21 protein-coding genes are annotated in these 24369 nt (G+C 70.6%); 14 read left to right on the top strand and 7 right to left on the bottom strand.

All coding sequences use genetic code 11. From position 1 onward, the window contains the following. The first annotated feature begins 60 nt into the window (after positions 1-60). Complete coding sequence (locus ACZ43H_RS11615) at positions 61-1497, top strand: M1 family metallopeptidase (protein ID WP_464590452.1); 1437 nt, start codon at positions 61-63, stop codon at positions 1495-1497. A 5-nt stretch (positions 1498-1502) separates the two neighbouring features. Here the strand turns inward: ACZ43H_RS11615 and ddaH are convergent, their stop codons facing one another. The 3 genes from ddaH to ACZ43H_RS11600 all read right to left on the bottom strand — a co-directional run bounded on the left by ddaH (position 1503) and on the right by ACZ43H_RS11600 (position 4127). Next, on the bottom strand, positions 1503-2267 hold the full coding sequence (gene ddaH / locus ACZ43H_RS11610) for a dimethylargininase (protein ID WP_464590450.1): 765 nt from the start codon (positions 2265-2267) through the stop codon (positions 1503-1505). 4 nt (positions 2268-2271) lie between these two features. Then, entirely contained in the window at positions 2272-3555 is a 1284-nt protein-coding gene (locus ACZ43H_RS11605; protein WP_464590448.1) for an NAD(P)/FAD-dependent oxidoreductase, read from the bottom strand. A gap of 98 nt (positions 3556-3653) precedes the next feature. Next, complete coding sequence (locus tag ACZ43H_RS11600; protein ID WP_464590446.1) at positions 3654-4127, bottom strand: Lrp/AsnC family transcriptional regulator; 474 nt, start codon at positions 4125-4127, stop codon at positions 3654-3656. Between the two features lie 298 nt (positions 4128-4425). On the opposite strand from ACZ43H_RS11600, the gene ACZ43H_RS11595 reads away from it, so the two are divergent. From ACZ43H_RS11595 to ACZ43H_RS11580, 4 genes are read left to right on the top strand one after another with little or no spacing between them, the layout of a single operon-like run. Further along, positions 4426-5604: an ABC transporter substrate-binding protein gene (locus ACZ43H_RS11595; RefSeq protein WP_464590444.1), complete on the top strand. Its 1179-nt coding sequence runs from the start codon at positions 4426-4428 to the stop codon at positions 5602-5604. Then, complete coding sequence (locus ACZ43H_RS11590) at positions 5597-6757, top strand: ABC transporter ATP-binding protein (RefSeq protein WP_464590442.1); 1161 nt, start codon at positions 5597-5599, stop codon at positions 6755-6757. The genes ACZ43H_RS11595 and ACZ43H_RS11590 overlap by 8 nt, the downstream gene beginning before the upstream one ends. Before the next feature lie 3 nt (positions 6758-6760). Further along, positions 6761-7621: an ABC transporter permease gene (locus tag ACZ43H_RS11585; protein WP_464590440.1), complete on the top strand. Its 861-nt coding sequence runs from the start codon at positions 6761-6763 to the stop codon at positions 7619-7621. Beyond that, positions 7618-8466, top strand: coding sequence for an ABC transporter permease (locus ACZ43H_RS11580; RefSeq protein WP_464590438.1), 849 nt, complete (start codon positions 7618-7620; stop codon positions 8464-8466). The genes ACZ43H_RS11585 and ACZ43H_RS11580 overlap by 4 nt, the downstream gene beginning before the upstream one ends. 100 nt (positions 8467-8566) lie before the next feature. Here ACZ43H_RS11580 and ACZ43H_RS11575 read toward each other — a convergent pair whose 3' ends face one another. The 3 genes from ACZ43H_RS11575 to ACZ43H_RS11565 form a co-directional block, all read right to left on the bottom strand. Further along, entirely contained in the window at positions 8567-9175 is a 609-nt protein-coding gene (locus tag ACZ43H_RS11575) for a hypothetical protein (RefSeq protein ID WP_464590436.1), read from the bottom strand. After that, on the bottom strand, positions 9172-9534 hold the full coding sequence (locus ACZ43H_RS11570) for a hypothetical protein (RefSeq protein ID WP_464590434.1): 363 nt from the start codon (positions 9532-9534) through the stop codon (positions 9172-9174). The genes ACZ43H_RS11575 and ACZ43H_RS11570 overlap by 4 nt, the downstream gene beginning before the upstream one ends. Before the next feature lie 207 nt (positions 9535-9741). Further along, positions 9742-11124 (bottom strand): aspartate aminotransferase family protein, encoded by a 1383-nt coding sequence (locus tag ACZ43H_RS11565; RefSeq protein WP_464590432.1) that lies wholly within the window; start codon positions 11122-11124, stop codon positions 9742-9744. 133 nt (positions 11125-11257) lie between these two features. On the opposite strand from ACZ43H_RS11565, the gene ACZ43H_RS11560 reads away from it, so the two are divergent. From ACZ43H_RS11560 to ACZ43H_RS11520, 9 genes are all read left to right on the top strand, one after another. Beyond that, positions 11258-12913 (top strand): amidohydrolase, encoded by a 1656-nt coding sequence (locus ACZ43H_RS11560; RefSeq protein ID WP_464590430.1) that lies wholly within the window; start codon positions 11258-11260, stop codon positions 12911-12913. 110 nt (positions 12914-13023) lie between these two features. Continuing rightward, on the top strand, positions 13024-14454 hold the full coding sequence (locus ACZ43H_RS11555) for a gamma-aminobutyraldehyde dehydrogenase (RefSeq protein ID WP_464590428.1): 1431 nt from the start codon (positions 13024-13026) through the stop codon (positions 14452-14454). 138 nt (positions 14455-14592) lie between these two features. Continuing rightward, entirely contained in the window at positions 14593-15801 is a 1209-nt protein-coding gene (locus ACZ43H_RS11550; RefSeq protein WP_464590426.1) for a saccharopine dehydrogenase family protein, read from the top strand. A 107-nt stretch (positions 15802-15908) separates the two neighbouring features. Further along, entirely contained in the window at positions 15909-16982 is a 1074-nt protein-coding gene (locus tag ACZ43H_RS11545; protein ID WP_464590424.1) for an ABC transporter ATP-binding protein, read from the top strand. Next, entirely contained in the window at positions 16979-18190 is a 1212-nt protein-coding gene (locus ACZ43H_RS11540; RefSeq protein WP_464590422.1) for an ABC transporter substrate-binding protein, read from the top strand. The genes ACZ43H_RS11545 and ACZ43H_RS11540 overlap by 4 nt, the downstream gene beginning before the upstream one ends. Before the next feature lie 13 nt (positions 18191-18203). Beyond that, on the top strand, positions 18204-19082 hold the full coding sequence (locus ACZ43H_RS11535; RefSeq protein WP_464590801.1) for an ABC transporter permease: 879 nt from the start codon (positions 18204-18206) through the stop codon (positions 19080-19082). A gap of 10 nt (positions 19083-19092) precedes the next feature. After that, complete coding sequence (locus tag ACZ43H_RS11530) at positions 19093-19917, top strand: ABC transporter permease (RefSeq protein WP_464590420.1); 825 nt, start codon at positions 19093-19095, stop codon at positions 19915-19917. 59 nt (positions 19918-19976) lie between these two features. Further along, positions 19977-21392 (top strand): calcium-binding protein, encoded by a 1416-nt coding sequence (locus ACZ43H_RS11525; RefSeq protein WP_464590418.1) that lies wholly within the window; start codon positions 19977-19979, stop codon positions 21390-21392. Beyond that, positions 21389-22813: a calcium-binding protein gene (locus ACZ43H_RS11520; protein WP_464590416.1), complete on the top strand. Its 1425-nt coding sequence runs from the start codon at positions 21389-21391 to the stop codon at positions 22811-22813. Before ACZ43H_RS11525 ends, ACZ43H_RS11520 begins: the two co-directional genes overlap by 4 nt. A 97-nt stretch (positions 22814-22910) precedes the next feature. Here ACZ43H_RS11520 and gabT read toward each other — a convergent pair whose 3' ends face one another. Further along, positions 22911-24266: a 4-aminobutyrate--2-oxoglutarate transaminase gene (gene gabT / locus ACZ43H_RS11515; protein WP_464590414.1), complete on the bottom strand. Its 1356-nt coding sequence runs from the start codon at positions 24264-24266 to the stop codon at positions 22911-22913. Between the last annotated feature and the right edge of the window lie 103 nt (positions 24267-24369).

Here is a 24369-nt window from a genome sequence, read left to right as displayed (position 1 = left end):
TTATATATCACTCGGCCGTGTCCTGTCCTCGCAGCGCCGCGACTCGGCTAGGTTCTGGTCGTGAAGCCACCACGCCCGGGCCGTGCGGCCCGGACAGCAGTCCTCGGCCTCGTGGCCGCGCTCGTCGCCCCGGTCCTCGGGTCGCTGCCGGCGCAAGCCGGGACGGCACTGGTCCCGGGCAGCCCCGGGATCGGTGATCCCTACTTCCCGCTCGACGGCAACGGCGGGATCGACGTCCTGCGCTACGAGGTGCACGACTCCTACCGCTTCGCGAGCGGTCGCCTCTCGGGTCGCACGGTGGTCACTCTCCAGGCGACCCGTGACCTGAGCCGCTTCCAGCTCGACTTCCTGCTCCCGGTGCGCGGGGTGCGGGTCGACGGCACACAGGTCGAGTGGTCCCGTCCCGACCGGCACGAGCTGCGCATCGACGCACCGCTGGCCGACGGGTCGACGCACGACGTCGTGGTCCGCTACGCCGGGCGGCCAGCCAGGCGCTCCTGGGAGGGCGAGCACAGCTGGCTCGCCGACGACACCGAGGTCGTGGCGATGAACGAGCCGCACATGGCCGCGTGGTGGTTCCCCGCCAACGACCACCCGCGCGACAAGGCGCTCATGGACATCTCGATCACCGTGTCGCGGGACCGGGACGTGATCGCCAACGGCCGCCGGGTCTCGCGCACGGTCCACGGGCGGCGCGCCACCACCCGCTGGCGCGCTGCCGAGCCGATGGCGCCCTACCTGGCCTTCTTCGCCGCCGGTCACTTCGCGGTCCGCAAGGGGCGCTCCCACGGGCTGCCCTGGCTGGTCGCGGTGTCGAAGGAGGTCCCGAAGCCGACCCGGGCCCGGTCGCTGCGGCTGATGCGGCGCACCCCCGCGCTCGTGCACTGGCTCCGGGGCGAGCTGGGCCGCTACCCGTTCTCGACCACCGGCGGGCTCACGACCAGCCTGAGCCCCGGCTTCGCGCTGGAGAACCAGACCCGTCCCACCTACCCGGTGCTCTCCTCGGGCTCGGTCAGCACCGTCGTCCACGAGCTGGCCCACCAGTGGTTCGGCGACTCGGTCGCGGTCGAGAGCTGGCGCGACATCTGGCTCAACGAGGGGGCAGCCACGTTCATGGAGGCCCGCTACGCCGAGGCCCACGGAGGGGAGCGAGCCCAGCAGTGGCTCGAGGACTCGTACGACTCCCTGGGAGGCCAGTCGTCCTTCTGGTCGCTCGAGGTGGCCGACCCGGGGCCTGACCACCTCTTCGACTGGCCGGTCTACCAGCGCGGCGGCATGGCCCTGCAGGCGCTGCGCCACCGCATCGGAAACGACGACTTCTGGCGCCTGCTGCGGACCTGGCTGCGCGCCGGCTCCGGCGGCAACGGCTCCACCGAGCAGTTCACCGCGCTGGCCGAGCAGGTGAGCGGCGAGGACCTCGACGGCTTCTTCCAGGCCTGGCTGCGCGACTCCGGCCGCCCGGCCCGGACCGCCGCGAACGGCTTCGACGTGCCCTGAGGCCGTCAGCCGCGCAGCCGCACCGACAGGCAGGTGACACAGCCCTCGAGCTTCTCGAACTCGCTGATGTCCACCGCCACCACCCGCAGCCCGCGCGACTCGAAGAGCGTCCGTGAGAGCGGCGCACTGGTTGACATGAGCACCGTGCCGGCGTCGAGGACCACGACGTGGCTGCCGGCCTCCTCGGGCACGGGCAGGAACTCGCTCCACACGCCGGGGTCGTCGACGAGGGGCTCGTGACCGATGACGGTGCCGTCGGGCAGCGCGGTGACCGCAGACTTCAGGTGCAGCACGCGGCTCACCGGCACGCCGACCACCGTCACGCCCAGCGGCTCGAGCAGCGACGCGAGCTGCTCGAGCCCCTCGGCGTTCGTCCGTCCGCCGAGACCGACCCAGACGGTGCCCGCGTGCTTGAGCACGTCTCCGCCGTCGAGCGTGGCGGGGGCCTCGATCCGGGCGATCCGGTAGCCGAGCCGGGTGAGTGTCTCCTCGGTCCCGGCGGTCTCCGGCTTGCGCTCGTCGGCCCCGGGGCGGCTGATGACCGCGAGGTCGCCGTGGACCACGACGGTGTCCTCGACGAACACCGCGTCGGGGCAGTCGTCGGTTGCAGGGACCTCGATGGTCTCCCAGCCCTCGGCGTGCAGCGCCGCGACGTACCCCTCCCACTGCCGGTGTGCCAGCTCGAGGTCGACCGGGGTGCGTTCGATGTGGGTGAGCAGGCCCTCGGCCAGCCGGGGCCCGGGGCGCCGGACCAGCGCGCGTCGCGTCACCGGGTCACCCGCCGACCAGTGGCGCCACGGCCCGGGCGAGCAGGCTGGGCCGTCGGGTCAGCCGCTCCTCGGCATCGGCGAGGGTCATCGCGTGCAGCCCGGCGTTGATGCCGAGCCACCGCCACGGCTCGGTCTCCCACGGGCGCGACCGGTGGTCCACCCACGGCAGCGACGTCAGCTGGGTGTCACGACCCAGGACGAGGTCGCGCAGCGTGCGCCCGGCCAGGTTGGTGGTGCTGACGCCGTCGCCGACGTACCCACCCGCCCAGGCCAGGCCGGTGCTCCGGTCCAGCCCGACCGAGGCGCACCAGTCCCGGGGGATGCCGAGCGCGCCGCCCCACGCGTGCGTCACCCGGGTGCCGGCCAGCACCGGGAGCAGCTCGAGGAGCGCGGCGTAGAGCTTGATGAAGACCTTCTCGTCGCGGTCGTACTCCGGCCGCACGCGCGAGCCGAGGTGGTACGGCGCGCCGCGGCCGCCGAAGACGATGCGGTCGTCGGCGGTGCGCTGGCCGTAGACGATCAGGTGGCGGTGGTCGCTGAAGGTCTCGCGGCGCGCCAGCCCGATCTGGCGCCAGGTGTCGGCCGGCAGCGGCTCGGTCGCGATGACGAGCGAGTAGACCGGCACCACGGCACGGGACTGGCCGGGGAGCGCGGGGGTGTAGCCCTCGGTGGCCCGCACCACGGTCTCGGCCCGGACCACGCCGTGCTCGGTGTGCGCGCGCCCCGGCTCGATCCGGGTCACCCGCGTCCCCTCGAAGATCCGGACGCCGCGACGCTCCGCCGCGCGGGCCAGCCCGCGCACCAGGCGGCCGGGGTGCAGGGCGGCGCAGTCGGGGGTGTACGTCGCCCCGCGGGTCCCCGCGCCGGCGAGCACGGCGGTGGCCTCGCGCCGGTCCAGCAGCCGGAGGTCGTCCTCGCCCCGGCCCCACGAACGGGCGGAGGAGACCTCGGCGCGGGCCCGCTGCCACTGGGCGCGGTTGCGCGCCAGCACGATCGTGCCGCCCTTGGCCAGGTGGGCGTCGAGACCCTCGGCGTCCGCGACCCGGGACACCTCGTCGACCGTGTCGCGCATCGCGCGGTGCTGGGCCAGGGCGCCGGCCCGGTCCGACATCGCGGCCAGCGCCGGGAGCGAGGTCGGGAACAGCGCCGAGCACCAGCCGCCGTTGCGCCCGGAGGCGCCGTACCCCGCAACCTCCGACTCGAGCACTGCGATCCGCAGCGAGGGATCGGCCTCGGCGAGGTAGTAGGCGGTCCACAGCCCGGTGTAGCCGGCGCCGACCACGGCCACGTCGACGTCGAGGTCGCCCGGCAGGGTAGCACGCGGCGTCCACGCGTCGTCGGCGGTCTCGTGCCAGAACGAGAGCCGCGCGGCGTCGGTGGTGGAGGTCAGCGCACACCCCAGGAGTAGGTCTGCTTGCGCAGCCGGAGGTACATGAAGGTCTCGGTCGCGGCCACCCCGTCGATCGCGCGGATCTTGCCGGAGATGAGCTCGAGCAGGTGCTCGTCGCTCTCGCACACGACCTCGACGAGGAGGTCGTAGGCGCCGGCGGTGACGACGACGTAGTCGACCTCGTCGAGCGCCGCGATCCGGTCGCTCACCGGCTCCAGCGGCCCGGTCACCCGCACCCCGACCATGGCCTGGCGGGCGAAGCCGAGCTCGAGCGGGTCGGTGACCGCCACGATCTGCATGACGCCGCTGTCGATGAGCCGCTGCACCCGCTGCCGCACCGCGGCCTCGGACAGCCCGACGACCTTCCCGATAGCGGCGTAGGACCGGCGGCCATCCTGCTGGAGCTGCTCGATGATCGCCTTGGAGACCTCGTCGAGCTGGGTGGCCGGGCGCTCGGGCTTGCGGTTCATGCCCCGAATGCTGGCAGGGGCGGGGCGACGGGTCAAAGAAATCCGGCCTTCCGACGAGGGATTTCGTTGTCTGGGACACCACGATCGACGGGATCGCTCGTGCTCGGGGCGCTCCTGCTCGCCGAGCGCGGCAGCATCGGAGCCTGCGGGCATCACGAGCGGATGAACGGCGTCCCCGAAAACGAGGGATTTCGTTGCGTGAACGTTTCAGATCGACTGGATCGCTTGTCGGAGGGGGGCTGGCGTGGCACGATCCGAGCATCGGGACCGCCTCGAAGGGAGTTCGATGACGCCGGACATGCCGAACAATCGGGGGCTCACCCGACGTGGGCTGCTCCAGGGAGCCGGGGGCGTGGCCTTCGTGGGCGCCAGTCTCGCGGCCCTGAAGCTTCCGTTCTTCGCGACCGAGGGAGCCCAGCAGGACCCGGCGCAGTGCCGCGCCACCGATGTCTCGGCGTCGGAGAAGCAGCTGATCATCTCCAACTGGCCGGCGTACATCGACCCGAAGAAGAAGTCGACCTCGACGCTGCAGGTCTTCCAGGACCGCACCGGCATCACCGTGGACTACACCGACGACGTCAACGACAACGCCGAGTTCTACGCCAAGGTGAAGAACCAGCTCGCCTCGTGCCAGCCGGTGGGGCGCGACATGATCATCCTGACCGACTGGATGGCCGCCCGGATGATCGGCCTCGGCTGGATCCAGCCGCTCGACCCGGCCAAGGTGCCGAACCTGCACAAAAACCTCATCGAGCCGCTGCGGAACCGGCAGTGGGACCCCAAGCTGAAGTACCACGCCCCGTGGCAGAGCGGCCTGACCGGCATCGCCTACAACGCGGCGAAGACCAAGGAGGTCGGCAGCTTCGAGGAGCTGATCACACGGTCGGACCTCAAGGGACGGATCACGCTCCTCAGCGAGATGCGCGACACGATGGGCTTCATGCTCAAGGTGGTGGGCGCCAACCCCAGCAAGTTCACCTCCGCCCAGTGGGGCAACGCGATCGACAAGCTGCAGAGCGTGGTGGACGCCGGACAGGTGCGGGCCTTCACCGGCAACGAGTACATCCAGGACCTCGCGGCCGGCAACATCGTCGCCTGCGAGGCCTGGTCGGGCGACGTGATCCAGGCCCAGTTCGACAATCCCGACATCAAGTTCGTGACGCCCGAGGAAGGCCTGTCGCTCTGGAGCGACAACATGCTGGTGCCCAACCTCGCGCAGCACCAGTCGAACGCCGAGGCGTGGATCAACTACTACTACGAGCCCGAGGTCGCGGCGAAGCTCGCGGCGTGGGTCAACTACATCTGCCCTGTCGAGGGCGCCCAGCAGGAGATGGAGAAGATCGACCCCTCCCTGGTGGACAACCCACTCATCTTCCCCGACTCGAAGACGCTCTCGGTGACCTTCGACTTCATGCCGCTCGACGACCGCCAGACGGTCGAGTACGAAAGGGACTGGTCCGATGTCACAGGTGGCTGAGCAGGACATGACCGCGGCGTCCGGAGGTGAGGACTTCGACGGGCTCCGGTTGCGGCAGGTGACCAAGTCGTTCGGGGCCTTCACCGCCGTGGACGACCTCGACCTCGACATCCCGAGCGGTTCGTTCTTCGCGCTGCTCGGGCCCTCGGGGTGCGGCAAGACCACGACCCTGAGGATGGTGGCCGGGCTGGAGATCCCGACGTCCGGCACCATCACGCTGGGCGGTGACGACATCACGTTCGCCAAGCCCTACCGGCGCCCGGTCAACACCGTGTTCCAGAGCTATGCGCTCTTCCCGCACCTCGACATCTTCGAGAACGTCGCGTTCGGGCTGCGGCGGCGCAAGAAGTCCGATGTCGAGGCGCAGGTGAACCAGATGCTCGAGCTCGTGGAGCTGACCAGCCAGGCGCGCAAGAAGCCGGCCCAGCTCTCCGGCGGCCAGCAGCAGCGCGTCGCGCTGGCCAGGGCGCTGATCAACGAGCCCCAGGTGCTCCTCCTCGACGAGCCGCTCGGCGCCCTCGACCTCAAGCTGCGCCGCTCGATGCAGATCGAGATCAAGCGGATCCAGAACGAGGTCGGCCAGACCTTCGTCCACGTCACCCACGACCAGGAGGAGGCCATGACCATGGCCGACACGGTCGCGGTCATGAACCGCGGGGTGATCGAGCAGATGGGCTCGCCGTCCGACCTCTACGAGAACCCCCGCTCGACGTTCGTGGCCAACTTCCTCGGCCAGTCGAACCTCATCGAGGGTGCGGTGACGCACCGCACCGCCGACCTGGTCACCGTCGACATGCACGGCATCGGGGTGTCGATCCCGGTGGAGCGCGCCCACGCCGACGGTGACAAGGGGTGGATCGGGATCAGGCCGGAGAAGGTGCTGATCGGCGAGCTCGGTGAGGAGCTCGACGCCCCGGGCAACAGCGTCCCGGGCGGCGTGGTGACCGACGTCAGCTTCGTCGGCGTCAGCACCCAGTACCTCGTCCGGATGCCGTGGGGCCAGGAGCTGCAGGTGTTCCAGCAGAACACCGGGCACCGCCGGCTGTTCCGGACGGGGGAGCAGGTGGAGCTCTCCTGGCGTCCGGAGTACGCCTTCCTGCTCGACTACAGCCAGGACGCTGCCGCCGGTGCCCAGCGGAGCAACGAGGACTGAGCGATGAGCGACTTCCAGCGCCGGCGCGGGGCCGTCGGCTACCTCCTGCTCATCCCGGCCGCGCTCTGGCTGGTGCTGTTCTTCGTCGTGCCGTTCTACTCCCTGCTCGCGACCAGCCTCTACGACCCGTCCGGGTCGGACTTCCGCGGCTACGAGATGACCTACGAGTGGAGCAACTACTGGCACGCGCTGCAGGACTACTGGCAGCCGTTGGTCCGGTCGCTGGTCTACGGCGCGGTGGCCACGTTGCTGTGCCTGCTGCTCGGCTACGTCCTCGCCTACGCGATCGCGTTCAAGGCGGGTCGCTGGAAGAACCTCATGCTGGTGCTGGTGATCGCACCGTTCTTCACCAGCTTCCTGGTCCGGACGCTGTCGTGGAAGCTGATCCTGGCCGACGACGGATTCGTCGTGAACGCCCTGCAGGCCGTGCACCTGCTCGGTCCCGACGGGCGCCTGCTCGCCACCCCGGTGGCCGTCATCGCCGGCCTGACCTACAACTTCCTGCCGTTCATGGTGCTCCCGCTCTTCGCGAGCATCGACAAGATCGACCACCGGCTGATCGAGGCGTCCGGCGACCTCTACGCCAACCCGGTGGTGGGCTTCTTCAAGGTGACCTGGCCGCTGTCGCTGCCGGGCGTCGTCTCCGGGACCCTGCTCACGTTCATCCCGGCCGTCGGTGACTTCATCAACGCCCAGCTGCTCGGCAGCCCCAACCAGCGGATGGTCGGCAGCGTGATCCAGAGCCTGTTCACCGATGCGAACGACTATCCGGCCGCGGCCGCGCTCTCGATGATCCTGATGGTGCTGATCGTCGGCATGGTGCTGGTCTACGTCCGCCGGGCGGGAACGGAGGAGCTGCTGTGACCGGACGCTGGATCCGCGACCACCTGGTCCTGATGCTGGGCCTGCTGGTCCTCGCCTACACGTTCATCCCGATCGCGGTCGTGATCCTGATGAGCTTCAACGACCCCCAGAGCCGGCTGATCTACCGTTTCGACGGGTTCACGCTGCACAACTGGCTCAACCCGTGCGAGGACCCGAGCATGTGCCACGCGGTCGGTCGCAGCATCGAGATCGGGCTGGTCGCCACCCTCGTCGCGACGATCCTGGGCACGCTCGCCGCCTTCGCCCTGGTCCGCTACGACTTCGCCGGCCGGTCGTCGTCGAACCTGCTCATCTTCCTGCCGATGGCCTCGCCCGAGATCGTCATGGGCTCCTCGCTCCTGGCGCTGTTCGTCGCGTCGGGCTTCGCCGGCCAGCTCGGGTTCTGGACGATCCTGATCGCCCACATCATGTTCTGCCTGTCGTTCGTGGTGGTCACCGTGCGAGCCCGGCTCGCGGGCCTCGACGACAATCTCGAACAGGCGGCCATGGACCTGTACGCCACCCCGTCCCAGACGTTCTGGCGGGTGACCTTCCCGCTGGTGTTCCCTGGCATCCTCGGCGCAGCGCTGCTGAGCTTCTCGCTCTCGTTCGACGACTTCATCATCACGAACCTCAACGCCGGCAACACCACCACCTTCCCGATGTACGTCTGGGGTGTGGCGCAGCGCGGGGTGCCGATGCAGGTCAACGTCGTGGGCACCGTGATGTTCCTGATCTCGATCGCGATCGTGCTCGCGGGGGAGGCCCGCAACCGGCAACGCCAACGCAGCCTCACCGCCGGCCCCGTCGGGGCAGAGCTGGCGAGCGCCGCGCGCAAGTCCTGACGCAGGCGCGTACGCCGAGTCGGCGCTGCTTGACGCAGCGGGGCACGCCGAGTCGGCGCTGCTTGACGCAGCCGCGTACGCCGAGTCGGCGCTGGTTGACTCACACGATGATCGTGCGGGACCCCAGCGTCCGCTTCGCCTCCTCGTACGCCCGGCGCAGCCGCACGTCGGCATCCTGGTCGTGGCCGTGGACGTTGTCGTTCCGGAAGACCTCGATCAGCCAGTGCCGCTGCTCGGTCAGCCAGTGGCGCCGGCCGGTGTCAGCGGCGACGTCCTCGTCGGAGGAGTGCCACCGCTGGCCGTCGTACTCGGCGGCGAAGAGCAGCTCCTCGAGGCCCATGTCGAGACGGAAGACCTCGCGTCCGTCGACGACCACCGAGATCTGGAGCTGCGGCGTGGGCAACCCGGCGTCGTACCAACGGAGCCGGAGGACGGACTCGCCGTACGACTCGGAGCGCCCGTCGGCGAGCGGTGCCAGCCATCGCAGCTGCCGGACGCCGCGCTGCTTGGCGAACCGCTCGATGGCGGCCAGCAGCTCCTCGTGGGTGAAGACGCCGAGACGGAGCAGTGCGTCCAACGCGGCGAGGGCCTGATCGCGGCGGCGGAGCCGGCCGAGGTCCAGGGCGGTGCGCAGCGGCGTGGTGGTGACGACCCCGCCGACCACCATCAGGTCGTCCTCGATGACGGTGCGCTCGCCGCTGGCCGTCAACCGGTTGCGAAGCCGACCCTCGTCGGCGGGGCGGAAGAAGCTATGACCTTGGGGACGACCAGGTGTGAGTTCGGAGCGAGGGCCATCGTCGCACCATGCAGCCAGGCCGCGGTCTCGTCGCACGCGAAGGTGCCCGGCGGGGCCACCAGCGAGATGACCTGCGCACGCACGTCCTGGATGTCGGGAAGCTGAGCCGGCACGTAGACGCCGACGACCTCGCGTCTCAGTCTGCGCTCGTCCACGAGCTTGCGCAGGCGTCGGTCGGTCAGGCCGACCGCCAGCGCCTGCTGACGGGTGAAGGGGTGGTCGACGGGGAGCGGGAAGTCGTCGTCGAGGGGCGGGGCGTTGTCATGATCCATGCCCAGACGTCTTCCCGTCAGGGCCGCCCGATCTCGGGCGAAATCAGATCTGTGGACAACGCCGACTCGGCGGGTCAAGCAACGCCGACTCGGCGGGTCAAGCAACGCCGACTCGGCGGGTCAATCAGCGCCGACTCGGCGGGTCAAGCAGCGCCGACTCGGCGTCCTTGATGCGTCAAGGAGCGCCGAGTCGGCGTGCGGAGGAGGTCAGAGGAGCGAGTAGGCCTTGTCCAGGACCACGCGCAGGATATGCTCCATCTCGTCGAAGTGCTGCTGGTCGCAGATCAGCGGGGGAGCCAGCTGGACGACCGGGTCGCCGCGGTCGTCGGCCCGGCAGTACAGGCCCTCGTCGAAGAGCGCCTTGGAGAGGAAGCCGCGCAGCAGCTTCTCCGACTCCTCCTCGTTGAAGGTCTCCTTGGTGGCCTTGTCCTTGACCAGCTCGATGCCGTAGAAGTACCCGTCGCCGCGGACGTCACCGACGATCGGCAGGTCCTTGAGCTTCTCGAGCGTGGCCCGGAAGGCCCCCTCGGTGTCGCGCACGTGCTCGTTGACCTTCTCGTTCTCGAAGATGTCGAGGTTGGCCATGGCCACCGCGGTGGAGACCGGGTGTCCGCCGAAGGTGTAGCCGTGGGCGAACGACTCGTGCCCGCGCAGGAACGGCTCCATCAGGCGGTCGCTGGCGATCATCGCGCCGAGCGGCGAGTAGCCCGAGGTCAGGCCCTTGGCGCAGGTGATGATGTCGGGCTGGTAGCCGTAGCGCTCCGCGCCGAACATGTGGCCGAGCCGGCCGAACGCGCAGATCACCTCGTCGGAGACCAGCAGCACGTCGTACTCGTCGCAGATCTCGCGGACCCGCTCGAAGTAGCCGGGCGGCGGCGGGAAGCAGCCGCCGGAGTTCTGCACCGGCTCGAGGAACACCGCGGCCACCGTGTCGGGGCCCTCGAACTCGATCGCCTCGGCGATCCGGTTCGCCGCCCACTGGCCGAACGCGTGCTCGTCGTGGGGCCCGAGGTAGGAGGTCTCGGCGGCCCGGTAGAAGTTGGTGTTCGGCACCCGGAAGGTCGACGGCACGAGGGGCTCGAACGGTGCCTTCATCCCCGGCAGGCCGGTGATCGAGAGCGCGCCCTGCGGGGTGCCGTGGTAGGCGATCGCGCGGCTGATCACCTTGTGCTTGGTGGGCTTGCCGGTCATCTTGAAGAACTGCTTGGCCAGCTTCCAGGCGCTCTCGACCGCCTCGCCTCCACCGGTGGTGAAGAAGACGCGGTTGAGGTCGCCGGGCGCGTAGCCGGCGACCCGCTCGGCGAGCTCGATCGCGGTCGGGTGCGCGTAGGACCACAGCGGCATGAACGCCAGCTCGCGCGCCTGCTTCGAGGCGGCGTCGGCGAGCTCGGTCCGGCCGTGGCCGAGCTGGGAGACGAACAGGCCGGCGAGCCCGTCGAGGTAGCGCTTGCCCTGGGCGTCCCAGATGTAGGCGCCCTCGCCCCGGACGATGACGGGGACGTCCGAGCTCTCATAGGTGGAGTGCCGCGTGAAGTGCATCCACAGGTGGTCCTTGGCAGCCTGCTGCAGATGGTCGTAGTCCGGGTGCATGCCGTCCATCGTCGCCGGTGATCGTGCTTTGAGCAAGTGAATCCGTGGCGAACGGCGACCAGAAGCGCGGAATCCGTCGATCATCCCCCAGATTTCGGGTGACCTGACGACCTTTGGCTGTTTGAATGCGGCCATGGCGACGGTGGTGCTGCGCGGTGGCGCGCTCTTCGACGGGCACCGGTACGCCGGGCCGGGCGCGGTGGTCGTGCGCAACGACCGGATCGTCGACGTGGTCCGGGGGCCGGACCTCGACATCCTGGACCGGCGGCTCGCGCTCGTCGACGACCCGGACGGTCCTGCGCGGCAGGTCGACGTGACCGGTGGCCTGGTCGCCCCGGGGTTCGTCGACGCCCACGTCCACGCGGTCCAGGGCGGGCTGGAGCGGACCCGCTGCGACCTCTCGGGGGCGACGACCCGGGCCGACTACCTCGCCCTGGTCGGGGAGTACGCCGCCGCCCACCCCCAGCTGCCCTGGATCCTCGGGGGCGGCTGGGCGATGTCGGCGTTCCCGGGCGGCACCCCGACCGCGGCCGACCTCGACGCGGTGGTGCCCGACCGACCGGTCTTCCTGCCCAACCGCGACCACCACGGGGCGTGGGTCAACAGTCGCGCCCTCGAGGTCGCCGGGGTCGACGCGACCACCCCCGACCCGCCGGACGGACGCTTCGAGCGGGATGCCGCCGGACGCCCCACGGGCACCCTGCACGAGGGGGCCATGCTCGCGGTGGCCCGTCACCTGCCGGGCACCAGCGAGGAGGAGTACTACGCCGCCCTGCTCGCCGGTCAGGCGCACCTGCACGGCCTCGGCGTCACGGGATGGCAGGACGCGATCGTCGGCGCGTACGCCGGCATGGACGACCCCGGCCCGACGTACCTGCGCGCGGCCCGGGCCGGCGACCTGACGGCGCACGTCGTGGGCGCGCTGTGGTGGGACCGCGACCGCGGCCTCGAGCAGGTGCAGGACCTCGTCGCCCGCCGCGCGGACTACACCCACGGCCGCTTCCGTGCCACCAGCGTCAAGATCATGCAGGACGGTGTCGCGGAGAACGGCACGGCGGCGATGACCACGCCGTACCTCGACCGGTGCGGCCACGCCACCGCCAACGCGGGCCACTCGTTCGTGGACCCCGAGGCGCTGGGGACGTACGTCGTTGCACTGGCCGCCGAGGGGTTCCAGGTGCACGTGCACGCCATCGGCGACCGGGGCGTGCGTGAGGCGCTGGACGCGTTCGAGCGGGCCGGGAACGCCGGCGACCTGCGCCACCACGTCGCCCACCTGCAGGTCGTGCACCCCGCCGACGCACGCCGCTTCGCCGAGCTCGGCGTGGCCGCGAACATGCAGGCGCTGTGGGCCTGCCTCGACGAGCAGATGGTCGACCTCACCCTGCCGTTCCTCGGCCCGGAGCGGGCCCGGTGGCAGTACCCCTTCGGCGACCTGCACCGCGCGGGCGCCCGGCTGGTCGCCGGCAGCGACTGGCCGGTCAGCACCCCCGACCCGCTCGCCGCGATCCACGTCGCGGTCAACCGCACCGCCCACGGCGAGGAGGGGCCGGCCGGCCGCGAGCCCTTCCTGCCCGAGCAGGCGCTCGACCTCGAGACCGCGTTCGCGGCGTACACCTCGGGGTCCGCGTGGGTGGACCACCGCGACGACGCAGGCGTCCTGGCGCCCGGGGCGGTCGCCGACCTCGTGGTCCTCGACCGGGACCCGTTCGCCGGTCCGGCGGACGAGGTCGGAGCGACCCGGGTCCTCTCGACCTGGGTCGATGGAGTGCCGGTCTTCGAAGCCTGACCAGTCCACGAAGACGAAATCCGTCCTGAGAGTGCGGCTGCCCCTACAGATTCCGTTGTCGGGTGGTTAGGCTCACTGCCACCGCTGACAAGACCCGGAGGGCCGGAGACATGGCTGACAAGACGTTCCGCAACGTCATCAACGGAGAGCTCGTCGACAGTGCGTCGGGGGAGACCTACGACGTCATCGACCCGACCACGGGCGAGGTGTACGCCCAGGCCCCGAAGTCGGGCGACGAGGACATCGACCGGGCGTACGCCGCAGCCGACGCCGCCTTCGAGGGCTGGGGCTACGCGACCCCCCAGGAGCGCTCGAACGCGCTGCTCAAGATCGCGACCGCCATCGAGGAGCGCGTCGAGGAGATCAACGCCGTCGAGTGCAAGGACACCGGCAAGCCGGTCCAGCTCACGATGGACGAGGAGATGCCCTACGCCTCGGACCACTTCAAGTTCTTCGCGGGCGCGGCCCGCCTGCTCGAGGGCAAGGCGGCCGGGGAGTACATGGCCGACCACACCTCCTGGGTGCGCCGGGAGCCGATCGGCGTGGTCGGCCAGGTGACGCCGTGGAACTACCCGCTCCTGATGATGATCTGGAAGATCACGCCCGCCCTCGCTGCCGGCAACACCGTGGTCCTCAAGCCGAGCGACACCACCCCCGCGAGCTCGACGCTGCTGGCGGAGATCGCCCAGGAGTTCCTCCCGCCGGGCGTCCTCAACGTGGTCTGCGGCGACCGCGACACCGGCCGCGCGCTGGTCTCCCACAAGACCCCGCAGATGGTCGCGATCACCGGCTCGGTCCGCGCGGGCATGCAGGTCGCCGAGGCGGCGTCGCACGACCTCAAGCGGGTGCACCTCGAGCTCGGCGGCAAGGCGCCGGTCGTGGTCTTCGACGACGCCGACATCGCCGCCGCCGCGGAGGGGATCGCGGGCGCGGGCCTGTTCAATGCCGGCCAGGACTGCACCGCGGCCACCCGGGTCCTCGTGCAGCAGGGCATCCACGACGAGTTCGTCGCCGCCCTGGCTGAGGCGGCCAGGGGCATGCCGACCGGCCTGCCCGACGACGAGTCCACCTACTACGGGCCCCTGAACAACGCCAACCAGCTCGCCCACGTGTCCGGCATGGTCGACCGGCTGCCCGACCACGCCGCCATCCAGACCGGCGGCTCGCGCAAGGGCGAGCGGGGCTACTTCTACGAGCCCACGGTGCTCTCCGGCCTGCAGCAGACCGACGAGCAGATCCAGACCGAGATCTTCGGGCCGGTGATGACCGTCCAGAAGTTCACCGACGAGGCGCAGGCACTGAGCTGGGCGAACGACGTCCAGTACGGCCTGGCCTCCAGCGTCTGGACCCGGGACCACGCCCGGGCGCTCCGGATGTCGCGCCGTCTCGACTTCGGCGCGGTGTGGATCAACACGCACATCCCGTTCGTCTCCGAGATGCCGCACGGCGGGTTCAAGCACTCCGGCTACGGCAAGGACCTCTCCGGTTACGGCTTCGAGGACTACACCCGGATCAAGCACGTCATGTCCTACATCGGCTGAGCGCCGCGACAGCGGCGCGGTGCCTGCGTGTCGGCGCTCGACGGCCCGCTCCGCTCCAAGGCCGCCTTCGCGCCTCCGCCTCGGCATCACACCACTCTCGCGACGCTCAACCCGATGAGACGAAAGGCAACCTGAACCATGAGGATCCTTCTGGTCGGCGCCGGCGGCGTCGGCGCCGCCTTCGCCGCGATCGCGGCGCGCCGCGACTTCTTCGAGGCGATCGTGGTCGCCGACTACGACCCCGCACGCGCCGAGACGGCTGCGGCCCAGGACGACCGGTACGTCGCCGCGCAGGTCGACGCCTCGTCGGCCGACGCGGTCGCCGCCCTGTGTCGCGAGCACGGCATCACCCACGTGATGAACGCCGTCGACCCGGTCTTCAACATGTCGATCTTCAACGGCGCGTTCGCGGCCGGCGCCGACTACCTCGACATGGCGATGTCCTTGTCGAGGCCGCACCCGGAGTCGCCGTACGAGAAGACCGGGGTGAAGCTGGGCGACGAACAGTTCGAGCTCGCCGGCGACTGGGAGTCGGCCGGCCGCCTGGCGCTGGTCGGCATCGGGGTGGAGCCGGGACTGTCCGACGTGTTCGCGCGGTACGCCGCGGACCACCTGTTCAGCGAGATCGACGAGCTCGGCACCCGCGACGGCGCCAACCTCGTGGTCACCGACGACGACGGCAACGAGATCTTCGCGCCGTCCTTCTCGATGTGGACCACGATCGAGGAGTGCCTGAACCCGCCGGTCATCTGGCAGGACGGCGAGTGGCACACGACGCCGCCGTTCTCCGAGCCCGAGGTCTTCGACTTCCCCGAGGGCATCGGGCCGGTCGAGTGCGTCAACGTCGAGCACGAGGAGGTGCTCCTCATGCCGCGCTGGGTGGACTGCAGGCGGGCGACCTTCAAGTACGGCCTCGGCGACGAGTTCATCAACATCCTCAAGGTGCTGCACACGCTCGGCCTCGACGCGACCGAGAAGGTGCGGGTCAAAGGCGTCGAGGTCTCACCGCGCGACGTGGTCGCCGCGGTGCTGCCGGACCCGGCGACGGTCGGGCCCAGGATGAAGGGCAAGACCTGCGCCGGGCTGTGGGTGACCGGGAAGGGCAAGGACGGCGCCGACCGGTCGACGTACCTCTACCACGTGGTCGACAACGAGTGGACCATGCGGGAGTACGGCCACCAGTGCGTGGTCTGGCAGACCGCGATCAACCCCGTGGTGGCGCTGGAGCTGCTCGCGCGCGGGATCTGGAAGGGGGCCGGCGTCCTGGGGCCGGAGGCCTTCGACGCCGTGCCGTTCCTGGACCTGCTGACCGAGTACGGCAGCCCCTGGGGTCAGCAGGAGCTCTGAGCGGCGCCGTGCAAAACATCGTCACGACGGGGTAACAACTGCGAAAACCGTTGTGCTCATGCCGTTTGACGATGGAAGTCGCAAGTTGCGGACGCTACCGTTCATTCATGTCGACGGCGATCACCCTCCGCGGGCTCAGCAAGCACTTCGGTGAGGTGCGCGCGGTGGACGACCTGGACCTCGAGATCGCCGACGGCGAGTTCTTCTCGATGCTCGGCCCGTCCGGATCCGGCAAGACCACCGTGCTGCGGCTGATCGCCGGGTTCGAGCAGCCCACCGGAGGCCGGATCCTGCTCGCGGGCGACGACGTGACCGACCGGCAGCCCTTCGCGCGCGACGTGAACACCGTCTTCCAGGACTACGCGATCTTCCCGCACATGAGCGTGCGGCAGAACGTCGAGTACGGCCTGCGCGTGAAGAAGGTGCCGCGCGGCGAACGGCGTACCCGCGCGGAGGAGGCGCTCGCCACCGTCCGGCTCGAGGGGTACGGCGACCGCCGGCCGCACCAGCTCTCGGGCGGCCAGCGGCAGCGGGTCGCCCTGGCCCGGGCCCTGGTCAACCGGCCCAAGGTGCTGCTGCTCGACGAGCCCCTGGGCGCGCTCGACCTCAAGCTGCGCCGGGAGATGCAGATCGAGCTCAAGGCCATCCAGCGCGAGGTCGGCATCACCTTCGTGTTCGTGACCCACGACCAGGAGGAGGCGCTCACGATGAGCGACCGCATCGCGGTCTTCAACGAGGGGCGCATCGAGCAGCTCGCCACGCCCGTCGAGCTCTACGAGCAGCCGGCGAGCGCGTTCGTGGCCGGCTTCGTCGGCACCTCCAACCTGCTGACCGGCGACGTGGCCCGGCGGCTGGTGGGGAGCGAGGGCACCTTCGTGGTGCGCCCCGAGAAGGTGGCGATGGTGGCCCCCGAGAGCGCCCCGAGACCCGACGCGTCCACGTGCGTGGCGCGCGGCGTGGTCCGCGAGGTCGTCTACCTCGGCGCCAGCACCCACTCGGTGGTCGACCTGGATGCGGGCGTGACCCTCACGGTCTCGCACCAGAACACCGACCGCAGCATCGACGCCGCCCTCGAGCGGCGTGACCGACCGGTCGTGCTCACCTGGCAGCGCGACAACCTGGTGTCCCTGGGCGGGTCCCGTCCCGACCCGGTGGCGTCCCCTGAGGAGGAGACAGCATGAAGAAGATCAGCTCCAGACGGTTCACGGCGCTGGCGGGCGTCGTCCTGCTGGCCGCGGTCTCGGGATGTGGCACCAGCTCCGACACCAGCTCGGACTCGAGCAGCGGGGGCGGCTTCACGCCCCCCGACGTCGCCATGAAGGAGTCCCTCGGCGACATGGAGGGCCAGGTCAACATCCTGGCCTGGCCCGGGTACGCCGAGGACGGCAGCAACGACCCGAAGGTGGACTGGGTCTCCCCGTTCGAGAAGGACACCGGCTGCCAGGCCAACGTGAAGTACTTCGGCACCTCCGACGAGGCCGTCAAGCTGATGGGGACGGGGGAGTACGACGTGGTCTCGGCCTCGGGCGATGCCTCGCTGCGCCTGATCGCCTCGGGGGACGCAGCGCCGGTCAACACCGACCTGCTGCAGAACTACGGCGACATCGAGTCCTTCCTCAAGGACCGCGACTGGAACTCCGTCGACGGCCAGATGTACGGCGTCCCGCACGGCTGGGGCGCGAACCTGCTGATGTACAACACCGAGGACGTGAAGCCGGCGCCCACGAGCTGGAGCGCGGTCTTCGACGATGCCTCGAAGTACGCCGGCAAGGTGACGGCGTACGACTCGCCGATCTACATCGCCGACGCGGCGCTCTACCTCATGAAGCACCAGCCCGAGCTGGGCATCGAGAACCCCTACGCCCTCGACCAGGACCAGCTCCAGGCCGCGGTCGACCTGCTGAAGAAGCAGAAGGAGAACGTCTCGGAGTACTGGTCGGACTACCTGCGCGAGGTGCAGGCCTTCTCGACCGGCAACTCGGTGATCGGCACGACGTGGGAGGTCATCGCCCAGGTCGCCCAGGGGGAGAAGGTCCCGGTCGACGCCGTCCTGCCCGAGGAGGGCTCGACCGGCTGGTCGGACACCTGGATGATCAGCGCCGACTCCAAGAACTCCAACTGCGCCTACGCGTGGATGGACTACATCACCAGCCCGGCGGCCCAGGCCCAGGTGGCGGAGTACTTCGGTGAGGCCCCGGCCAACACCAAGGCCTGCGACCTGACCAGCGACAAGAAGTTCTGCGACGCCTACCACGCCACGGACGCCGACTACTCCGACCAGATCTGGTACTGGACGACGCCGATCTCCGACTGCCTCGACGGCCGCACGAACGTGAAGTGCACCGACTACGGGGACTGGACGCAGGCCTGGACCGAGGTCAAGGGCTGATCCGTTGAGGTTCGTGCACGCGCTGGGGCGCGGGGTCTCGGCGATCCCGCGCCTCGGCCGGCGGCCGGGGTTCCGGGTGGGGCTGCTGCTCACGCCGCCGATGCTGTGGCTCGGAGTCGCCTACCTCGGGGCGCTCGCGGCGTTGTTCATCACCTCGCTGTGGACCCAGAACGACTTCACCGGGCAGATCGAGCGGGTCTGGACGCTCGACAACTTCCGTGACCTGTTCACGATCGAGGTCTACCGCACGATCACGGTCCGGACCCTGCTGATCGCGGCGCTGGTGACCGTCGTGGATGCGGTCCTGGCCTTCCCGATCGCGCTCTACATGGCCAAGGTCGCCTCGCCTCGGGCCCAGCGGCTGCTGGTGATCTCGGTGCTGATGCCGCTGTGGGCGTCGTACCTCGTCAAGGCCTACGCGTGGCGCGGGATGTTCTCGGAGGGTGGGCTGATCTCGTGGCTGGCCGCGCCGTTCGGCCTCGACAGCCCGGGCTACGGGCTGCCGGCGACCACGATCGTGCTGGCCTACCTCTGGCTGCCCTACATGATCCTGCCGGTCTTCGCCGGGCTGGAGCGTCTCCCGGACTCGCTGCTCGAGGCGTCCTCGGACCTGGGGGCGCACTCGTGGACGACGCTGCGGCGGGTGGTGCTGCCGATGGCGTTCCCGGCCGTGGTGGCGGGCTCGATCTTCACCTTCTCGCTGTCCATGGGCGACTACATCGCGGTGCGGATCGTCGGCGGGACCGGGCAGCTGCTCGGCAACGTCGTCTACGACAACGTGGGTGCCGCCAACAACCTGCCGTTCGCGGCCGCCGTGGCCACGGTGCCGGTCGTCGTGATGCTGGTCTACCTCGCCGTCGTACGCCGCACCGGCGCGCTGGAGAACCTGTGAGGACCGCGCGATGAGCAGCTCGATGACCATGTCCCGCGGCCTGCGGGCCACGCTCCTCGGATTCACCGGACTGGTGCTCGTGGTGGTCTACACGCCGCTGGTGCTGGTGATGATCAACTCCTTCAACGCCGACCGCACGTTCACCTGGCCGCCGAAGGACTTCACGCTGCACTGGTGGCACCTCGCGTGGCAGAGCCAGGGAGCGCGGTCGGCGCTGTGGACCAGCGTCGAGGTGGCGCTGGCCGCGACTGCTGTCTCGTTGCTCCTCGGGACGCTCGCCGGCCTGGCCCTGCGGCGCACCCGCTTCTTCGGGCGCAACGTGGTCTCGCTGGTGATCATCCTGCCGATCGCGCTGCCGGGCATCGTCACCGGCATCGCGCTGAACAACATGTTCACGACCGTGCTGGGTGTGAGCCTGAGCCTCTTCACGATCGTGGTCGCCCACGCGACCTTCTGCATCGTGACCGTCTTCAACAACGTCCAGGCCCGGCTGCAGCGTCTCGGGGGCAACCTCGAGCAGGCCTCGATGGACCTGGGGGCGGGCCCGTTCACGACGTTCCGTCTGGTGACCTTCCCGATGCTGCGCTCGGCACTGCTCGCCGGGGCGCTGCTGTCCTTCGGGCTCTCCTTCGACGAGATCGTGGTGACGACCTTCACCGCGAGCAGCACCACCCAGACGCTGCCGATCTGGATCTTCCAGAATCTCTTCCGCCCCAACCAGGCGCCGGTGGTGAACGTGGTCGCGGCAGTCCTCGTGATCCTGTCCGCGATCCCGATCTACCTCGCGCAGCGGCTCTCCGGCAGTCATTCGGAGGGGCTGACCGGCGCCCGCTGAGATAGCCTCGGCCGAGCGCTGCAGCTGACTCGGGCGGGCGGGGAGCACAGGGGGAAGTCTTGCGCGCGAGGAACATCCATCTCGTCGGCTTCGTGGCCGTCGCCGCGGTCGGGCTCATGGGGCCGGCGCCGGTCCAGGCGGCAGACACGCCGACCTGCATGGGCCGGACCGCCACCATCGTCGGGACGCCGTACGGCGACAGGCTCTACGGCACGCCCGGCGACGACGTCGTGTGGCTGGGCGGCACGGCCCTCGAGGGTCGGGGCTACGACCACTACGACCGGTTCGTCGGCGGTGACGGGGACGATCTCGTGTGCCAGGGCGGGCTCGGCCCGGTCTCCATCGACGCCGGGAACGGCGCCGACGAGGTCCACCTCGACGGGGCGCTCCCGGGTGATCAGATCCTCGGTCTCGACGTCAGCGGTGGTCCCGGCTCCGACAGGCTCGTCGCACCGCCGCAGGACACCGCCTTCCTGGGTGGGGACGCCGGTGACGACGTGCTGGTCGGAGGAGGGGGCTCCGACTTCCTGACCGGTGGTGAGGGCGACGACCAGATCCGGGCCGGCGGTGGCGACGACCGGGTCTACGAGGGACCCGGCAGCGACGACGTCGATGCCGGTGCCGGGCACGACCGGCTGGTCTACAGCGAGAACTCCAACGCACAGGCCAGCGAGGAGTTCGACGACTTCGTGCCCGGCCCGGTGACGGTCGACGTCACGGCCGGGACGGTGCTGTCGGGGCCCGACGTGGACACGGTCACGGAGAACGAGTGCTGGGTCGGCACCAGCATGGCCGACACCATGACCGGGTCCGACCGGGCCGACTGCCTCGACGGCGCCTTCGGTGCGGGTGAGGACACGATCGTCGCGGGCGACGGCGCCGACCTGGTGGCGATCGCCGCGGGCAGCGTGGACGCAGGGCCCGGCGACGACGTGGTGACGGCGGAGTACCCGTACGTCGAGCCCTACGACACGAGACAGGACCCGATTCGGACCTCGATCACCGTCGACGCCGGCGAGGGCGCGGACCACGTCTTCGCGAACGGCTACCGGATGACGGCCGACGGCGGCCCGGGGCCGGACCTGCTCGACCTCTCCGAGCTCTCCCGGCACGACGGTCGTCGCGAGGGGTGGCTCATCGATCTCGGCGCCGGCTCGGTGTCCGGCTCACCCCGCACCTTCGAGACCACGGTGGAGCTCACCTCGTTCGAAGGTCTCGTCGGCTCGGACTACGACGACGTGCTCCGCGGCTCGGACGGCCCCGACGACTTCCAGGGAGGCGACGGGGACGACCGGGCCAGGAGCGGCAGGGGACGCGACCTGCTCCAGGGCGGCCCCGGCCGCGACGTCCTCGAGGGCGGGCAGGGCGACGACGTGATCCGCGGCCAGGGCGGCAGACCCGACCTCGCCGACGGTGGCAGGGGACACGACCGGTGCTCTGCCGAGCGCCGCGAGGAATGCGAGGCGGCGGCATGAGCAGGAGCGTGGCGACGGGCGCTCGGACGGTGGCAGCCGGGGCGCTGGTCCTCGGCACGCTCGGTCTCGCCCCGGGTGCGGGCGCCGCCGAGGCACCCACCTGCGAGGGCCGCACGGCCACCATCGTGGGGACCGCGCAGGCGGACCGGCTCTACGGCACCCCCGGGCCCGACGTGGTCTGGCTCGGCGGCACCGAGTCCGGCGCGATCGACGTCTTCGTCGACAACGGCGGCGACGACCTCATCTGCCAGGGTGGCAGGGGCGGAGCGTCGGTCCAGGCCGGCCCGGGCGACGACGTCATCTGGCTTGCGACGAACTGGAGCGTGAGCAGCGATCATTCCCAGGTCGCCTACGGCGGGGACGGCAACGACACCCTCCACGCCGGAGGTGCGGTCGCGGGCTTGTTCGGAGGCCCCGGGAACGACGTGCTCATCGGCACGTCCGAGGTGGCCGACGAGCTGTTCGGCGGGCCCGGCGACGACGAGCTCACCGGCCTGGGCAAGGACGACTGGCTGGACGGCGGGGACGGGGATGACCGGATCGACGCCGGGGGCGGAGCCGACCGGGTCATCGGCACCCCGGGCAGCGACCAGCTCGAGGGAGGGCCGGGGGACGACGAGCTGGCCTACAGCGTCTGGAACCTGCACGACGTGACCCAGATGGACGCGGGCGTCGCGATCGACGTCTCCGCCGGCGAGGTGGTGAGCAACAGCGGCAGCACCCGTGCGAGCGGGATCGAGTGCTGGACCGGCACGCCGTACGCCGACACGATCCAGGGAGGCCCTGCCGCGGACTGCCTCGACGGAGGTGACGGCGACGGCCGCGACACGATCCGCTCCCGCGGCGGTGACGACCGGGTCGCGATCTACTCCGGCCGCGTCGAGGGCGGTACGGGCGACGACACCCTCGAGGCCGCGCAGTCGCGCGAGACCACAGGCCCCAACCCGGACTTCGTGGCGGAGGTCCACGCCGGTCCGGGGGACGACGAGATCAGGCTGGTCAGCCAGACCGCGCACGCCTTCGGCGACGCCGGTGACGACGTCGTCGACTTCGGCTTCTCGTTCGACGCCACTGCCAGTGGCGGCCGCGGGTCCGACACGCTGCGGCTCGACGACCCGGCCGACCTGGACGCGCGCGCCGGCACCACGACGTTCGACTGGTCCGCGTTCACCCACCGGCTGCGCTTCGACGCCTTCGAGGTCTTCGTGGGCTCCCCGGGTGACGACCGGCTGCGCGGGTCCTCCGGCAGCGAGGTCTTCCGCGGCGCGGGCGGCGACGACACGATCCTCGGTCGGGGCGGCGCCGACAGCCTGCTGGGCAAGAAGGGCGACGACGTCCTGCGCGGAGGCGCGGGCAAGGACGTCGCGGACGGCGGGCCCGGTGACGACACCTGCTCGGCCGAGACCGAGACGAGCTGCTGACCGCGGCCTCGTCGACACGACGCCGAGTCGGCGCAGGTTGACGCTTCGGGCGTCAACGAGCGCCGACTCGGCGTGCTCTCGGGGCCTGGTCCTGGGGTCAGGCCGTGGCGGCGAAGGCCTCGCTGACCACGTCGAACGCCTCGTGCAGCAGCGCGTCGGAGATCGCCAGGGGTGGCAGGAACCGGAAGACGTTGCCCCAGGTGCCGCAGGTCAGGGTGACGACGCCCTGGGTGTGGCAGTGCGCCGACACCGCGGCCGTGCGCACGGGATCCGGGAGCAGGGTGCCGGGCTCGCACAGCTCGATCGCCATCATCGCGCCGCGGCCGCGCAGGTCGCCGATGATCGGGTGGGCCTCCTTCAGCGCGGTCAGCCGCTCGTGCATGATCGAGCCGATCTGCCGGGCCCGACCCGCGAGGTCGTGGCTGCGCATCTCCTCGATCGCCCCGAGCGCCGCCGCGCAGGCGACCGGGTTGCCGCCGTACGTCCCGCCGAGCCCGCCGACGTGCACGGAGTCCATCAGGTCGGCCCGGCCGGTCACGCCGGCCAGCGGCAGGCCGCCGGCGATGCCCTTCGCGGTGGTGACCAGGTCGGGGACGACGCCCTCGTCGTCGCAGGCGAACCAGTCGCCGGTGCGGCAGAAGCCGGACTGGATCTCGTCGGCGATGAACACCACGTCGTTGGCGGTGCACCAGGCCGACAGCGCGGGCAGGAAGCCCGCCGCGGGCACCACGAAGCCGCCCTCACCCTGGATCGGCTCGATCACGATGCAGGCCAGGTTGCCGGCCCCGATCTGCTTCTCGATCACGTCGATGGCGCGGGCCGCGGCCTCCTCGCCGGACAGCCCGTCGCGAAACGGGTACGACATGGGAGCGCGGTAGACCTCGCCCGCGAACGGCCCGAACCCGTGCTTGTACGGCATGTTCTTCGCCGTCATCGCCATCGTCAGGTTGGTGCGGCCGTGGTAGGCGTGTTCGAAGACCGCGACGGCGTCACGCCCGGTGGCCACGCGCGCGATCTTCACGGCGTTCTCGACCGCCTCGGCGCCGGAGTTGAACAGCGCGGACTTCTTGGCGTGGTCGCCCGGGGTGAGCTCGGCCAGCTCCGCGCAGACGTCGACGTAGCCGTCGTACGGCGTGACCATGAAGCAGGTGTGGGTGAAGGCCGCCACCTGCTGCTGCACCCGGCTGACGACCTCGGGTGCGGCGTTGCCCACGCTGGTGACCGCGATCCCCGAGCCCAGGTCGATCAGCGAGTTGCCGTCGACGTCGACGAGGACGCCGCCTCCCGCCGCGGTCACGAAGACCGGCAGCGTGGTGCCGACCCCGTCCGCGACGTGGTGCTTCTTGCGGTCCAGCCGCTCCCGCGAGGCGGGGCCGGGGATCTCGGTGACGAGGCGACGCTCCTGGGGGAGGGTGGGCCCACCGGTGCTGGTGACGACGGAGGATTCGGTCATGTGCAGAGCCTAGGTGCTGCGGTTCCGGTTGTGCAGGGGCCGGACGGCGACGATTCCCGGCATGCGGCTGCGGTGTCGCGCCCCGGCCGGACGGGGACCGTGG

It is taken from the genome of Nocardioides sp. DN36 (assembly GCF_055380375.1).
This window is presented reverse-complemented; position numbering and strand designations above follow the sequence as displayed.

What these genes read in the sequence shown, in the direction of transcription:
- ACZ43H_RS11545 (WP_464590424.1), top strand. Translation starts at nt 15,909, where the DNA reads ATGTCGACGGCGATCACCCTCCGCGGGCTCAGCAAGCACTTCGGTGAG.
- ACZ43H_RS11600 (WP_464590446.1), bottom strand. Translation starts at nt 4,127, where the DNA reads ATGAACCGCAAGCCCGAGCGCCCGGCCACCCAGCTCGACGAGGTCTCC.
- ACZ43H_RS11560 (WP_464590430.1), top strand. Translation starts at nt 11,258, where the DNA reads ATGGCGACGGTGGTGCTGCGCGGTGGCGCGCTCTTCGACGGGCACCGG.
- ACZ43H_RS11565 (WP_464590432.1), bottom strand. Translation starts at nt 11,124, where the DNA reads ATGCACCCGGACTACGACCATCTGCAGCAGGCTGCCAAGGACCACCTG.
- ACZ43H_RS11530 (WP_464590420.1), top strand. Translation starts at nt 19,093, where the DNA reads ATGAGCAGCTCGATGACCATGTCCCGCGGCCTGCGGGCCACGCTCCTC.
- ACZ43H_RS11540 (WP_464590422.1), top strand. Translation starts at nt 16,979, where the DNA reads ATGAAGAAGATCAGCTCCAGACGGTTCACGGCGCTGGCGGGCGTCGTC.
- ACZ43H_RS11550 (WP_464590426.1), top strand. Translation starts at nt 14,593, where the DNA reads ATGAGGATCCTTCTGGTCGGCGCCGGCGGCGTCGGCGCCGCCTTCGCC.
- ACZ43H_RS11570 (WP_464590434.1), bottom strand. Translation starts at nt 9,534, where the DNA reads ATGGATCATGACAACGCCCCGCCCCTCGACGACGACTTCCCGCTCCCC.
- ACZ43H_RS11555 (WP_464590428.1), top strand. Translation starts at nt 13,024, where the DNA reads ATGGCTGACAAGACGTTCCGCAACGTCATCAACGGAGAGCTCGTCGAC.
- ACZ43H_RS11585 (WP_464590440.1), top strand. Translation starts at nt 6,761, where the DNA reads ATGAGCGACTTCCAGCGCCGGCGCGGGGCCGTCGGCTACCTCCTGCTC.
- ACZ43H_RS11520 (WP_464590416.1), top strand. Translation starts at nt 21,389, where the DNA reads ATGAGCAGGAGCGTGGCGACGGGCGCTCGGACGGTGGCAGCCGGGGCG.
- gabT (WP_464590414.1), bottom strand. Translation starts at nt 24,266, where the DNA reads ATGACCGAATCCTCCGTCGTCACCAGCACCGGTGGGCCCACCCTCCCC.
- ACZ43H_RS11595 (WP_464590444.1), top strand. Translation starts at nt 4,426, where the DNA reads ATGCCGAACAATCGGGGGCTCACCCGACGTGGGCTGCTCCAGGGAGCC.